Below are 13,875 nucleotides of genomic sequence, written 5' to 3' on the forward strand. Positions count from 1 at the left end.
CCTGCCCCGCCGGCAGGCAGCCCTGCCGGGATTTGCCCCCGCGCGGCCCGCTCCGTCGGCGGGTGGTCCCACGGCAGCTCCACCCCCGGCCCCGCCCCCAACCCCGACTCCGGCCCCGCGCCGGGTCGGCCCGGCGCCACTGCCTGGCCATGATCGCGGCGGCCCGGTGCTTCCCGGAGGCGGGAGCGCGCGAAACAGAGCGCGCGAGGAAGCACAGGCCCGGATGCAGGAGTTGATGCGGCGAACCGCGCCCGATGCGGAGCGTCGGCGCCAGGAGCGGACCCGGCGGCGGGACGAGGACGGTGAGGACGAGTGACGCTGCCGGGACGCCGTGCGAGGCGGTGGGGATGCATGGTCGCGCTGCTGATGTTCGCGGCCGTGTGCTGTGCCGCACCAGTAGGGAATGCGATCAGCGCGTACGTCGCGCTGAAGACTGGCGCACAGGACGACGGCGGAATCGCCGAAGGCGGTAACGCCGCGGACATCCCTGCCCGGATGCTCAGCGCCTACAAGAAGGCCGCTCAGCAAGTCGGGAAGTACGTGCCGAAGTGCCAGGGCATGGGATGGCCGATCCTCGCCGGTATCGCCAAGGTCGAATCCAACCATGCTGTCGGTAGGAACATCGCCGACAACGGTGACATCCGCCCGAAGATCTACGGGGTACTGCTCAACGGCTCCGGCCAGGGCGGCAACACCACCGTCTTCCCCGACACGGATGGCGGCGAGTGGGATGGCACCGCGAGCGGGGAGCGCGCCGTCGGCCCCTTCCAGTTCCTGCCCTCCACCTGGGAGTCAGTCGGCAAGGACGCGGGCGACGATGGTGTCGCCGACCCGCACAACGCCGACGATGCCGCCCTCGGCGCCGCCATCTATCTGTGCGGAGGCGGCCGTGACCTGACGAAACGATCGCAGCTCAAGGCCGCGATCCTGCAGTACAACCACTCCGGCGAGTACCTGGCGAACGTGCTGGGGTGGATCGACCAGTACACGGCGGCTGCCAAGGGCCCCGATCTGCAGAACCTGTCCGGGAAGGTCCGAACCGTCATCGAGGCCGCGCTTTCCCAGCGGGGTGTGCCCTACTCGTGGGGCGGCGGCACCGCCCAGGGACCGTCGTACGGGGTCTGCTGCTCGCCCAGTGGCAAGAGCGGCGCGAGCATCAAGGGCTTCGACTGCTCCGGTCTGACCACCTACGCTTACGCCCAGGCTGGCATCAGCCTGCCGCGCACCGCGGCCGCGCAAGCCGGTCGTGGCAGGCGCATCCCCGCCAGCCTCGGCACCGGCGCCCTCAAGCCGGGCGACCTCGTCTTCTACGCCTACGCGCCCGGACGCGATTCCACGATCTATCACGTCGGCATTTACGCCGGCGGCGGTCAAATGATCAATGCGGCCCGCCCTGGCACCGCCGTCCGGCTGGACTCGGTGAACGCCATGTCCGGCTATGCGGGGGGAGCGCGGCTGCTGTGACCACGACTGCGCGCTCTCCGCGTCTGCTGGTGCTCAGCACCGTCATCCTCGCCCTCATCGGGGGCGTCGCCCTGCTGGGCATGCCGCACGGCCAGCAGCAGCCGGTCCCGGCAACGGCGTCGGCCGGCCCCGCAGCCACGGATCCGTCAACGGCTGCCGTGCCTCCCGCCAGCCAGCCGACCGGCCCCAGGCCGCCTTCCCCGCCATCCACTACATCCGCTGCGTCGACGCCGTCGGCCCCCGAGCCTGCGCTTGCGCCGCATGGCGAGGGACCGGCCGGCGACCGGGCCATCCAGCGCTCCCTTGAGGAGTCCTGGCCCGCCGACCTCCCAGCCGGCGACCAGAGGGAGCTCCTCACCGCGGGCCGCGCGCTGCTGCGCGCGGACGCCACCGGCGTCGGCCGTGGGAAGTGGCCCAACCTGTTCCCCGCTTCGGACCAGGCGGTGGCTCCGGCATTCGCCACCGCCCGCTTTCGGATCCAGGCTGCGATCGCCCGCCGGGACGGCAGCCCGGACAAGGCGGTGGTCCATCTGGTGTGGGCCGGCATGGACCGGGGCGGCACCTTCACCGACCTGCGCATCAGCGACTGGCACTTCACCCGAGGGACTTCGAAGAAGGGAGCAGCGACGTGGACTCCGCAGCCCCGTATCTGACCCAGGGAGCCGATCACATGGCTGCTGGTCAGGTACTCGGCCTGGTCATAGGCCTGGTTGACGCCGCCGACTGGCTCTACGGCCACTGGTACCTGCTCGCGCTGGCCACCGCCGGGTGCTGGGGCCTGAGCGAGTGGATCGTACGCCGGCTCGCAGCCAAGGCTTCCACTCAGCGAATGGCCCTGGAGCTCGTCCCCACCCGGCACTTCGACCCGAGCCTGGAGGAGATCTTCAGGCGCGGTGTCCAGTTGGCCCGCGCGTCCACAGCCATGCCCTGGTGGGCGCCCCGCCGGGCGAAGAGCGTACAGATCCGGCTGCGCGCGGACGGCAGTGCGCCCCTGCGCTACCGGATCGAGGGACCGGCGGGCGGCGAGCGACTGCTGTCCATCACGCCGTTCGGGCCGGACGTGACCGTGAAGCGGGCACGACCGATCACCGACAGGCCGCGAGCGCATACCGTGCGAGCCGAGTTCATGCTGCGGGGCAAGCTCATCTCTCCGCTGCGTGAGGTGCCGCTGAAACCCGATCCACTGCAGCCGCTGGTCGATGCCGTGGCCGACCTGCGTGCCGAGCTCGGCGACCTCGCCGAGATCCGGCTCGATATCCAGCGGGCCCCGAAGTGGGCGCTTCGGGCACGCCGCCTGCAGCTGATGGGTGCCGCGCGCCGGTCGGAGCGCCGGGAGGCCCAGCGGGCGGCGCGCTGGCTGCGGCAGGACGCCTCCGGCTTGGAGGACTCTTTGGGCTGGCAGCTGCAGCAGTTACTCACGGACAAGCCCGCATCCGGTGCCGGGCGGCGGCTGGTGATGCCGCCTGTGCCTCGGCGAGTGGAGCCAGCCGAGGCACTAGGGAAGCTCTCCGAGGACGACCACCTGGTGCGCGTGCAGCTGCTGGTGATGTGCGCATCGAACACCGAGGGCCGTGCCCAGGCCCGGCTCGCCCAACTGCAAGCCGCCCTTGACGTGTTCGGCGGCCGCTCACGGTGGGCGATGTGCGGCTGGCGCCTGGGGCCGTGGCGGATCGGCGCCGACCACTGGCCCACCCGGAAAGGCTTCGAGCGCCGCTGGAACCTGGGGCACTGCCAACCGCCCCGCGCAAACTGGCTCAGGCTTGAGGAACTGACGGGCCTAATCAAACCCCCGACCCAGCACTGCCGCCTGCCGGTCCTCGCCGGTGACCTGCCGACCTTCGCCTTCGGCGATCCCGGGTTGCTGCTGCAGGGCATCTACCGGGCCCCGGACGGCCGCGAGCGGCTGGTCGCCACCTACGCCGAGGAGACCCTGTTCGAAGTGGGAGTCGGCAAGGCCGGCGGCGGCAAGACGGAGCGCGCCCTGGCGCAGGCGATCGGCTGGGCGCATGCGGGCGGCGGGCTGGTCTTCGTCGACCCGCACCGCGACTCGTGGCCGCGGGCCCTGCCGTTCCTGGCCCACGACCACCTGATGCCGAGGATCGCGCTGGTCGACCTCAACGGGCTGGGTTCCAATCCGCGGGTGAGTTCGTGGAATCCGCTCGGCATGCATCACGGGCAGGCGGCGCACGAGGTCGTCGAGGCGATCGCCGACGCCTACGCCTCCGTACTCGCCTGGGAGGATGCGACCGCTCCGCGTGCGCTGACCATCCTCACCGCCGCGCTCACCGTACTGGTCGCCATCAACGAGGCGGCCTGCCAGGCCGGACAGCCCGAGGACCAGGCCACGATCTTCCACGTTCGGGCTCTGCTCACCGACGCAGGCTTCCGCACAGCAGCACTCGCCACGGTGGCGGACCGGCTGGACGAGGAGACCCGCGCGTGGTGGCAGTCGGTGTTCCCCACGCTTCCGCCCGACGCATTCGCCGTCATCCTCAACCCGATCGCCCGCCTGGCCGCCAACCCCATCACCCGTGCCTTCCTCGGCCAACCGGTCGGCGTCTACAACATCCGTGCGGCAATGGACTCCCGAATGATCGTGTGGGTGTGTCCGGGTGGCAACGGACCCACCGACCGCCTGCTGACCGCGCTGCTCGCCCGCGATCTGCTGCGGGCCGCCCGTTCACGGCGCGACACCCCGGAGGAAAAGCGGATGCCGTTCCGCCCGTACTTCGACGAGCTGATCACACTAACCGGTGCAGCCCCGGAGACCATCGCGTCGATGTTCGAGGACCTGCGCAAGTACAAGTGCCACGTCCACGGCATGACCCAGCTGTTGTCCCGGCTTCCCACGCCGGTGCGTTTGTCCCTGGTGCAGAACGCGTCAACCATAGCCACCACCGCCGGGGCGAAATCCGCGGTCGCACCCATCACCGCCGAATGGGGCGACGACCCCAGCCCCCACCGGGTCGCCACCATGGAACGCTTCGAACACTACGTCTCCATGAACGTCCACGGCCGCCGCGTCGGGCCCGTCCATCTGCGCGGACCCCACCTCGACGACGTCTTCGCCGCCCAGTCCCGCCCCCAGCAGGCCGGTGCGCTGGAGCGGGCCGCTCAGGCCAACGCCCAAGCTCTCCCCCTGGAAACACTCACCGACCGCGCCGCCAAGCAGCTCGGCCGGGTCACCGCCTTCCTCACAGCGCACGCCCCCGCCGGCGCCAGCGCTGTCCGCCTGTCAAAGGACAACGAATGGAACTGACCACCGCACCAACCGCCGAGCGTGCCCTGGCCGGCTTCACACCCAGCCCCGTCGAGCCCCTCAAGCATCAACTCCTGGCCGCACTCGCCCAGCACCGCATGGCCTCGACCAACCAACTGCATGTGCTGCTACCTCCCAACCGCTCCCGGCAGTCGGTCTCTGAACGGCTGAACGATCTGCTCGGCGAGCGCCTGGTCGACTTCGTCGTGCTGCCGCAGTCCCATCGCATCCGGGTCTGGTATCTCACACCGAAAGGCGCCCGCCTCACCCGGGACTGGCCCGCGCTGCGGGGCCGGCCACCGTATCCGATCACCTCCGCGACGACCGCCTCACTCAAGACCCCTCACACCCTCACGGTCCTACGCACCCACCTGGCTTTCGTCGCCGACGTCCGCCAGCGCGGTGACGAGCATGGCCACCTGGACTGGACTCCCGAGGTGTTCCCATCGATCGGCGACGGAGAGCGGGTCGTCGCCGACGCGGTTATGCACTACACACTCATCGACGGCCAACAACGACGCAAACTGCGGGCATTCGTCGAGGTTGACCGGGCCACCATGAGCAGCGAGCGCATGGCCGCGAAGCTCATCGAGTACGCAAGGCTGTGGACGTACGAGCCGCAGACCGTCGGTCGGCGCCGGCAGGCAGCCGGGCCCGGCGGGCTGCGCTGGTACCCCGGTTTTTCCTCGGGTCCTGTTCGTACTGACCGGCGCAGCGCGTCAGGCGATGAACAACCGGATCGGCAACCTCAAGGCCATGGCCGCCCATCACCCGCTCGTGGCCGACATCACCCGTGACGAACGGCTGGGAGCGGCCCTCCTAGAAGACCTCGAACGCCATGGTGCTACAGGCGAGGTCTGGGTGCCGCTGGCGGGGGCGAAAAGCGGCGCTCGTGGACAGAGCTGCGACAACCGATAGGTTCAACGGTGAACCACCTCGCCGCACGGCGTTCCATTTCGGCCAGCATGCACGAGTGCACACGACTGGAAATCGACATTCGGCTAGAGAAGTGGTCGGGTGCGTCCAGAGATGCCCAGAGCAAGTGACTTATCCTGCTGGGAAGTTGGCTGCCATATGCGTAATCTGGCGACTACACATAGCGCATCAGTGCACCTCGCCCTGGGTGCCGCCTCGAAGGGGAACGTGTTCGGCAGGCGACCCCACTGCGAAGCGCTGAACGGGGAGGAAACGTGACACGTCAGGTACGCCGGACTGCCCATCGTGCCGTTCGCGTTCGAAATCTCTTCGCCGCCTCCATGCTGCTGGGTGCAGCGGCCGTCACCGCCGCCTGTGATTCCGCAGCTGGCGATGGCCAGGCTTCCGCACAGAAGTCGTCCCCTGTCTCACCTGCGCCGACACCCAGCCCGGCAACGTCTTCCTCAATTCCGGAAAGCGCAGAGAAGGCGGCCGTGTTGGCAGCCTATGCGCACATGTGGGCGGAGCAGACGAAGGCTTACAAGAAGGCGGATGCCACAGGTACTGATCTGGAGAAGTACGCAACGCTCGACGCCCTTGGCCAGTTCCGCAACGATCTGGCGCGGATGAGGCAAGCCGGCACCGTGGCTCGCGGCGAGCTGACACACAGCGGCACCAAAGTGACCAGCATCGACCTCAAGGCGAAGACGCCGAAGGCGTCCCTGTCTGACTGCATGGACATCTCCAAGTGGCAGACCTACAGCGTGAAGAAGAAGCAAGTGCTTCCCCTTCCCAGCAATCAGCCGTTGCGGTACGTCGCCACGGCTGAGGCTGAACGGTGGAACGGACAGTGGCTCGTGACCGTGTTCACCACTCACGGGAATGAGAAATGCTGACGCGAGCCGCGGCAGCCGCCATGCTGCTGCTCACGGCAGCGGCTTCTACAGGGTTCGCGGCGGGCGGCCCTGGCGCGGGCAGTGCGGGCATTTGTGATGGCGCCCCTCTGACGGTCACGGTTTGTGCTGAGCAAGGGGGCAGCCCCAGCGCTGGCGGCTCTCCAAGCGACGGGGCGGGCTCGGCTGGCAGCAGCACACATGCCGACGCCTCGGACGCTCAACAGTGCACCTACACGAAGCTCGATCCTCAGCCACCCGCGGACAACGTCGCCTGGGGCACGCACCAACCCGGTGACGGTCAGGGCGCCCTCTACGGGGTGAACTGCCCCGACACCGGCAGGGTCGGTGTCGTGTGGATGGCGAACGGCAACGCTCCGGCCGCTCCACGCATTGATCCCGCCGTCCTTGCTCAGCGTGCTGTGGACTCGATGACGCTCCTCGGCCCGGACATCGCGAGCCCACGCGCCGCCGGTCGGTACACAGTCGGTGTGCCGATGTGGATGTGGGCCAACCAGAGCGCGACCACGTACGGGCCAAACTCGGCATCAGCGTCAGCGGGGGGCGTAACGGTTACTGCAACAGCGAAGGTTTCAAAGATCGTTTGGCAGATGGGTGACGGCGCCACGGTGACGTGCACGGGCCCCGGCACGCCCTACAAAGGTTCCGTGGGCATGGCCGAGTCACCGACGTGCGGCCACGTCTATTCCAAGAGCTCAGCCCGCGCATCGGGCGGCAAGTATCGGGTTACTGCCACCTCGACCTGGACGGTGAGCTGGGAGGGCGGCGGAGAGGCCGGTCAACTCAGCGAGGTCCGGCAATCCAATGTGCAGGTGGCGGTCGGGGAAGTGCAGGTCGTCGGGTAGCCGCCGGAAGGAAGAAGAGTGAGCAAGACCAAGGAACGCACGGGCGCGGCGACCGCGAACAGCGTGCCCCCACAGGGTGGGGTAGCAGGTCCGGTTGCTCCGCCTCGAGTGTCCGCCCGCAGGCGCCGACCGGGTGTCATTGCCCTGTCACTGGCGCTGATTGCGGCCGGTGGGGCGGGTGTCGCGGTTCTCCTCCTGCAGGTGAGCAACCGCACGCAGGTGGTGACCGTGGTGCGCGACGTTCAGGTCGGACAGGTCCTCACCGAGCAGGACCTGGGCAAGGCGTCCATGGCTTTGGATCCGGCTGTGCGGGTCGTGCGAGCCGATGATCTGGAGTCGGTAGTGGGCAAGCGGGCCGCAGTGGAGCTGAAGCCCGGCTCTCTGTTGTCGCCATCGCAAGTGACCAAGGATGCGCTGGTCAAGTCAGGGGAACAGCTGGTGCCGATCGGGCTGAAGCCCGAGCAGGTGCCCGCGACCGCCCTGATTCCGGGCCAGAAGGTCCAGCTGGTGCACGTGCCCGGGCAGGGGACGGGCGACACGGGCCAGGCAGGTAAGCCGTCTGGCAGCCCGCAGGAGACCATCGCCGGGCGTGTGGTGAAGGCCTCCCCGGCGGCGCCAGGCACCGGTGTCGTGGTCGTCGACGTGGCCACCGCAGCGACCGACGGCCCGACGGCGGCGGCGTGGATGTCGGCCGGCACCCTGCGTCTGGTCCTCGACGCTCCGGACGGCAGCTGATGGGTGTGATCGCGCTGGCCGGGTGCCGCGGAGCGCCCGGTGTGACCACCAGTGCTCTGGCTCTGCTGCTGGCCTGGCCGCTGGAGTCGGGGCGCAAGATGATCCTGGCCGAATGCGATCCGGACGGCGGTGCCGTGCTGCACGGTCTGTTGCAGGGATCGCTCGGTGACCGGTACGGGCTGCGCAACCTTTCCATCGCGGCGCGGAAGAACGAGTTCAGCGACGCGTTCTGGCGGCAGTTGATCGACTTGAGCAGCGAGGACGGCACGAAGGAATCGCCACGCGACCGGCTGCTGCTGCCCGGAATTGCCGATCCCGCCGAGGCGGCGGGGCTGGGGTCGGTGTGGAAGGCGCTGGCGTTGATGTTCCGAGGCATTGAGGCGGACTACGGCCACGATGTCCTGATCGACCTCGGCCGTAGCGGAGGCGTGGGCCCGTCGGCTGTGCTTGCCGAGCAGGCGGATGCGGTGTTTGTCGTGGTCCGGAACACGCTGCGTTGTCTGCACGCTGCGCAGGCCCGCGTCCGGGTTCTGCAGGAGCATGTCGGTGAGGTTGGCCTGGTGATGATCGAGGAAGGCCCCTACGCCGCTGGCGAAGTGCAGCGGGTCCTTCAAGTCCCTGTGGTGGCCACCTTGCCGTGCGTGCCCAAGGACGCCGCGGTGCTGTCCGACGGCATGGAGCAGCCGCGGCACTTCACCAGGTCGGCCCTGATGAAGGCGGCGCGTACGGCCAGCTCTTCTCTCGTGCAGAGAGCAGCCCTGCGCCGCTCCAGCCTGGCACCGCTCCCGTCGGCTTCAGGGGAGGTGACGCATGCTGCGCGGTAGGCCCTTGCACGCAGATCCGACGGTGGCGCCGCCGCCTGGACCGCCGCGGCGTACACGACCTCAGGGACCCAGCACCGCTGCGGGTTCGGCTTCCAGCGCGCAGCCCCTCGGCGCGTCCGTGCCTCGGGTAGTGGTGGACTACAAGGTGGCCCGCCATATCGCCACGCAAGTCGCCCGGCAGCGCGAGGAACTGCTGAAGGCCACGCCGGAGGTCGACCGCGCCACCGAGGAGCAGCACTGCCTGCACTGGATCAACGAGGCCGTCGCGCTGTGGGCCCATGCCCAGGGTGCGGAGCGCGGGGTGAGCACCACGCCGCAGGAAGAGAACGCTCTGCGCCGGGCGGTGTACGACCTGCTCTACCGAGCCGGCCGTCTGCAGCCGTACCTGGATGACGAGCGCGTCGAGGACATCTTCATCCAGGGTCCGGAGGAGGTGTGGCTCGACTACGGCGATGGCGAGCGGACGATGGTCGGCCCTATCGCGGACTCCGAGGACGAGCTGCTGGAGCTTTTACGTGAGTTGGCGCGGGACTCGGGCCTGAGTGAGCGCACCATCTCCACCGCGAACCCGACCCTGGCGTTGTCGCTGAAGGACGGCTCGCGTCTGCAGGCCATCACGGGGCTTGGCCCGACGACGTATGCCGTCATCCGCCGCCACCGGGTGTCCCAGGCTGACCTTGACGACCTGGTGGGGCTGGGCACCATCGACCCGATCCTCAGGGACTTTTTGGGTGCGTGCGTGCGGGCCGAGAAGAACGTGATGATCGCGGGCAAGCAGAAGGCCGGCAAGACGACGCTGCTGCGGGCGATGCTCAAGGAGTTCGATCCCGAGTGCCGCTTCGCCACGATCCAGACTGAGGACGAGTTGTTCGCCCATACCAACGGCTACCACCGCCAGGTGGTATCGCTGGTGGCGCGCGAGTCGAACGGGGAGAAGGACGCCGCTGGCCGCGGCGCAGGTGAGGTCACGCTGCTGGACCTGATGCATCCGGCGTTGCGGATGTCGCTGGAGCGGATCGTCGTCGGTGAGGTCCGCGGACCCGAGGTTGTGGCGATGATGCAGGCCCTGACGAACGGCGCCGGCGGCAACCTGTGCACCATTCACGCCCGGCGCCCGGACATCGTCTTTGACCGGATCGCCGAGTTGTATGCGCTGGCACAGGAGAATTTGTCCGAGCAGCTCGCCTACCGGCAGATCGCCAACGGGTTGGACTTCATCGTCTACGTCTCTATGACCGACGAGACCCAGATCGGCGGCCGGCGCCACCGCTACGTCTCGCACGTCCTGGAGGTCACCGGCATCGGCGAGTCCGGCCGGCCGGCCACCAACGCCGTCTTCGCCCCAGGCCTGGACTTCGGGGAGGTGCGGGCGGTGCCGCAGATGGACCCGGCCTGTATCGACGACCTGCGCCGTGTCGGCTTCGACTCCTGCCTGCTGCAGCACCGCCAGGGGCTGTGGAAGGAGCCACTGCCGCTGCTCGTGGGGGTGAGCCGATGACCCTGTTGCTGGCCCTGCTGAGCGGCATGACCGTCACGGCCGGCCTGATCGGCATGGTGATCGGAGTCGTCGGGACAACAGCGCCGCGCCGTGCCCGGCTGCGCCGGCGATGGCAAGCCCGTGGAGGCCAGGCGCCCAGCCAGGAGGTACGGCTACGCCGAGAGGCGCTGACGGCAGCGGCGGTCGTGGTGTTCCTGGGGGTGTGGCTGGCATCGGGGAACTTCGTGGGCGGCGCCCTGCTGGGGGCGGCCGTCGTCGGCGTGCCCTGGCTGATCACTCCCGCGCAGATCGCCGCCGAGCGCATCAATCAGCTGGAGGCGCTCAGCGAGTGGACGCAGCGGCTGGCCGGGCTTCTTAGGCTGGGCATGGGGCTGGAACAGGCGATGATCACCAGCCGTAAGAGTGCCCCGGACGCGCTCGCGGAGCAGATCGCCGCTCTGTCCGAGAGGCTCCGTCTGGGTTGGCGGCCCGAGGAGGCACTGCGCGTCTTCGCTGATGAACTGGACGACGTCACCGCCGACAAGGTCACCGCCGCGCTGATCCTTTCCGTCAACGACCGCGGGCCGGGCCTGGCGCAGGCGCTGGAGGACCTGGCGGGCACTGTGCGTGAGGAGTTGGCCAAGAAGCGCGGTATCGAGGCAGACCGTGCCAAGCCGCGTACCACGGTGCGGTGGATGACCATCATCACCCTTGGCGTGGTCGTGGCCGGGTTCTTCGTGCCGTCCTACACCAGGCCGTACTCCACCCTTCTCGGGCAGCTCGTGCTGGGCTTTTTGACCGCCGGGTTCGTCGCCACGCTCGCTCTGATGCGCCAGCTGGGCGTCTTTCGCCGCATCCCACGCTTCTTGATCGCCGACGCGCGCAGCACCGTCCGCCTGCCCGCTCCGGCGACCACCACGTCGGGCGAGGCGCCCCTCGAATACGAGGTGGAAGGAGCCGTGTCGTGAACCTTCTTCCCGTTGTGCTCTCAGGGGGCACGGTCGGTGCCGGTGTCGCCCTGCTCGTGCGGGAGATGCTGCACGCGCAGCCTGCCCTGGCACCGGCGTTGCAGCGCACGGCGCCCGGCGGCTTGACCATGCCGGAGCCGGAGCTGAATCGCGAGGAGGTGTGGGGCCGGTGGCTGCTGGCCCGTCTGGAGCGCCTACCCGGGGTGCGCATGCCCACGACGAACCTCGCCCTGCTCGGCCAGGGGCCGGGCCAGTTCATGCTGAAGAAGGTCACGCTCGCCGCGCTCGGCCTGCTGTGCCCGGTGCTGGTGACCATCCCGTGGATCATCGCGGGGATCTCCCTGCCCTTCTACGTGCCCGCCGTGGTCGGGTTCGTGGTGGCGGGGCTGCTGTTCATCACCCCGGACCTCGCGGTGCGTGACCAAGCAAAGCGGGCCCGGGAGGAGTTCGCCCACGCCCTGGTCGCCTACCTCGACCTGGTCGCCCTCAAGCGGGCTGCGGACGCCGGCCCCACCGAGGCCCTGGAGAAGGCAGCCGCGGTCGGCCGGGGCTGGCCGTTTCTGTACGTGCAGGGCGCCCTGCGCCGGGCCCGGCTGGAGAAGATCCCGCCCTATCAGGCCTTAAGCGAACTTGCCGCCCAGTACGAGCTTCCCGCGCTGGACGACGTCGCGGACATCATGCGCGGCTCAGCCACCGACGGCGCCGCCGTCTACAAGGCACTGCGGGCCCGCACCGCCGCCTTGAGCGCCGAACTGCTCGCCGACCAAGCGGCCGAGGCCAACTCCGCCAGCGAGAAGATGACCGCGCCCGGCGCCCTGCTTGCCGTGCTGGTCATGCTGCTGATGGCCTTCCCCGCAGTGATCCGCATGCTCACCGTCTAGAAGACCGAACGACGCTCATCACCACATTCGGAAGGGGACCACTCGTGAAGCACACCGCTCTTCGCTCCTACCGGGCCGTGCGCTGGCTGACCTCGCGGCTTGAGGCAGCTGAGGCAAGCATGCGGCGCCGCCCGGACGGCGGCGACATCAGCATCACCACCGTCATCATCTGGGTCGCCGCAGTCACCGGCGCGCTGGTCATCGCCGGCACCATCGCCGCCGTAATCGCCAAGTACAACGGGAACCTGAGCGGCATCTGATGTTCGAGCACGCCCGACTTCAAGCCTGGTGGCGCGGGCGAAGATGGGCGGACGATCGCGGGGACGCATCCATCCAGATGGCGATCGTCTACCCGTTCGTGCTGCTCGCGACGATCGCCGTCATCCAGGCCTCCCTGTGGTACTACGCCCGTCAGATCGCCCTGACCGCGGCCCGGGAGGGTGTCAGTGCAGCGCGCGCCTACCAGGCGAGCCCAGCCGACGGCGCGGCCCGGGCCCGTGAGGTCCTGGGCCGCACAGCGGGTGACAGCCTGCGCTTCGCGAGCGTCAGTACCGGCAGTGACGGTGAGCGGGTGCGCATCCAGGTGTCCGGCACCGCACAGTCGATGATCCCCGGCGTCCCGGGTTTGTCGATCACGCAGTCGGCGTCTGCGCCCGTTGAGCGGTGGACGGTGCCAGGAGAGTGAGCACCCTGTCGACAAACGCGTCACGGCACAGGCGGATGAGGGGCGATACGGGCAGTGTCGCCATCGAGGCCGCCATCATCCTGCCGCCGTTGATCATGTTCGTGTGTCTGGCCATCGCCGGCGGCCGCATCGTCACCTCCGGCGCGAAGATCGACACCGCAGCACAAGACGCGGCCCGCGAGGCATCCATCCACCGCACCGCGGCGTCCGCACAGGCTGCCGCACAGTCCGCGGCCGCAGAATCCCTGGACGATCAGGGCATCACCTGCGCGTCAACCACGGTCAATATCAACACTGGCGGCCTGAGCGTGCCGGTCGGCCAGGTCGGCACCGTCACAGTAACCGTCTCATGCACCGTCAACCTGTCCGACCTCCTGCTACCCGGTGTGCCCGGCACCCGCACACTCACGTCGACCGCAACGTCCGTCGTGGACGCCTACCGTCAGCGGGGAGCGTGATGAGAGTCCAACACGACACAGAACGCCCCCGTTTCGACGACCGAGGCGGTGTCACCGTGTTCGTCGCGGTGTGCGTGGTTGCGTTGATCGGCATCATCGGCGTGGCCGTCGACGGCGGCGGAAAGATGCGCGCTACCGAACGGGCCGATTACATCGCTGGTGAAGCGGCCCGGGCGGGCGGGCAGGCCATCGACCCGGTCAAAGCCATCTCTGGTGAAGCTGTCGTCGTCAACCCGCAAGACGCCGTCGCGGCTGCGCAGGCCTACCTGCGCACCGCCGGCGCCAGGGGCACGGTAAGCGTGGCCGGCGACGGAAAGACCCTCACGGTCAACGTGTCCGGCGCCTACGACACGAAGTTCCTGTCCGTGGTCGGGATCGGCTCCATGCCGGTCACGGGACACGGCACCGCAACGCTCCTGACCGGCGTCACCAACCCCGACTAAGGAAACC

General features: G+C 69.1%; 13 protein-coding genes and 1 pseudogene. All 14 read left to right on the forward strand.

Annotated features, from left to right (window positions below; all coding sequences use genetic code 11):
* Positions 1 to 351: 351 nt before the first annotated feature.
* The 14 genes and pseudogenes from C3489_RS27710 to C3489_RS27780 all read left to right on the forward strand — a co-directional run bounded on the left by C3489_RS27710 (position 352) and on the right by C3489_RS27780 (position 13,868).
* On the forward strand, positions 352 to 1,464 hold the full coding sequence (locus tag C3489_RS27710; RefSeq protein ID WP_103784812.1) for a C40 family peptidase: 1,113 nt from the start codon (positions 352 to 354) through the stop codon (positions 1,462 to 1,464).
* Positions 1,461 to 2,117, forward strand: coding sequence for a hypothetical protein (locus C3489_RS27715; RefSeq protein WP_103784813.1), 657 nt, complete (start codon positions 1,461 to 1,463; stop codon positions 2,115 to 2,117). Before C3489_RS27710 ends, C3489_RS27715 begins: the two co-directional genes overlap by 4 nt.
* Positions 2,093 to 4,723 carry an ATP/GTP-binding protein gene (locus C3489_RS27720; RefSeq protein ID WP_103784814.1) on the forward strand — a complete coding sequence of 877 codons (2,631 nt, stop codon included), beginning with the start codon at positions 2,093 to 2,095 and terminating at the stop codon, positions 4,721 to 4,723. Before C3489_RS27715 ends, C3489_RS27720 begins: the two co-directional genes overlap by 25 nt.
* Positions 4,714 to 5,628, forward strand: a pseudogene (locus tag C3489_RS27725) (replication-relaxation family protein); the annotation flags it as partial. The gene C3489_RS27720 and the pseudogene C3489_RS27725, both read left to right, overlap by 10 nt.
* 285 nt (positions 5,629 to 5,913) lie before the next feature.
* The gene (locus C3489_RS38410) at positions 5,914 to 6,534 is read left to right on the forward strand and encodes a hypothetical protein (RefSeq protein WP_146075356.1); all 621 of its coding nucleotides are present in this window, start codon (positions 5,914 to 5,916) and stop codon (positions 6,532 to 6,534) included.
* 881 nt (positions 6,535 to 7,415) lie between these two features.
* On the forward strand, positions 7,416 to 8,132 hold the full coding sequence (locus C3489_RS27740; RefSeq protein WP_103784816.1) for an SAF domain-containing protein: 717 nt from the start codon (positions 7,416 to 7,418) through the stop codon (positions 8,130 to 8,132).
* On the forward strand, positions 8,132 to 8,956 hold the full coding sequence (locus tag C3489_RS27745) for a hypothetical protein (RefSeq protein WP_103784817.1): 825 nt from the start codon (positions 8,132 to 8,134) through the stop codon (positions 8,954 to 8,956). Before C3489_RS27740 ends, C3489_RS27745 begins: the two co-directional genes overlap by 1 nt.
* Positions 8,943 to 10,454 (forward strand): CpaF family protein, encoded by a 1,512-nt coding sequence (locus tag C3489_RS27750; RefSeq protein ID WP_258054977.1) that lies wholly within the window; start codon positions 8,943 to 8,945, stop codon positions 10,452 to 10,454. Before C3489_RS27745 ends, C3489_RS27750 begins: the two co-directional genes overlap by 14 nt.
* Positions 10,451 to 11,401, forward strand: a complete 951-nt coding sequence (locus tag C3489_RS27755) for a type II secretion system F family protein (RefSeq protein WP_103784818.1) — start codon at positions 10,451 to 10,453, stop codon at positions 11,399 to 11,401. Before C3489_RS27750 ends, C3489_RS27755 begins: the two co-directional genes overlap by 4 nt.
* Positions 11,398 to 12,282, forward strand: coding sequence for a type II secretion system F family protein (locus C3489_RS27760; RefSeq protein ID WP_103784819.1), 885 nt, complete (start codon positions 11,398 to 11,400; stop codon positions 12,280 to 12,282). Before C3489_RS27755 ends, C3489_RS27760 begins: the two co-directional genes overlap by 4 nt.
* Positions 12,283 to 12,326: 44 nt before the next feature.
* A complete protein-coding gene (locus C3489_RS27765; RefSeq protein WP_103784820.1) occupies positions 12,327 to 12,542 on the forward strand; it encodes a hypothetical protein in 216 nt (71 codons plus the stop codon).
* Positions 12,542 to 12,967 carry a TadE/TadG family type IV pilus assembly protein gene (locus tag C3489_RS27770; protein ID WP_181139879.1) on the forward strand — a complete coding sequence of 142 codons (426 nt, stop codon included), beginning with the start codon at positions 12,542 to 12,544 and terminating at the stop codon, positions 12,965 to 12,967. The genes C3489_RS27765 and C3489_RS27770 overlap by 1 nt, the downstream gene beginning before the upstream one ends.
* A gap of 35 nt (positions 12,968 to 13,002) precedes the next feature.
* Positions 13,003 to 13,425 carry a TadE/TadG family type IV pilus assembly protein gene (locus C3489_RS27775; RefSeq protein ID WP_103784821.1) on the forward strand — a complete coding sequence of 141 codons (423 nt, stop codon included), beginning with the start codon at positions 13,003 to 13,005 and terminating at the stop codon, positions 13,423 to 13,425.
* Positions 13,425 to 13,868: a pilus assembly protein TadG-related protein gene (locus C3489_RS27780; protein ID WP_103784822.1), complete on the forward strand. Its 444-nt coding sequence runs from the start codon at positions 13,425 to 13,427 to the stop codon at positions 13,866 to 13,868. Before C3489_RS27775 ends, C3489_RS27780 begins: the two co-directional genes overlap by 1 nt.
* Positions 13,869 to 13,875 lie beyond the last annotated feature (7 nt).

It is taken from the genome of Streptomyces sp. Ru71, from assembly GCF_002920535.1.
Taxonomy (GTDB): domain Bacteria; phylum Actinomycetota; class Actinomycetes; order Streptomycetales; family Streptomycetaceae; genus Streptomyces.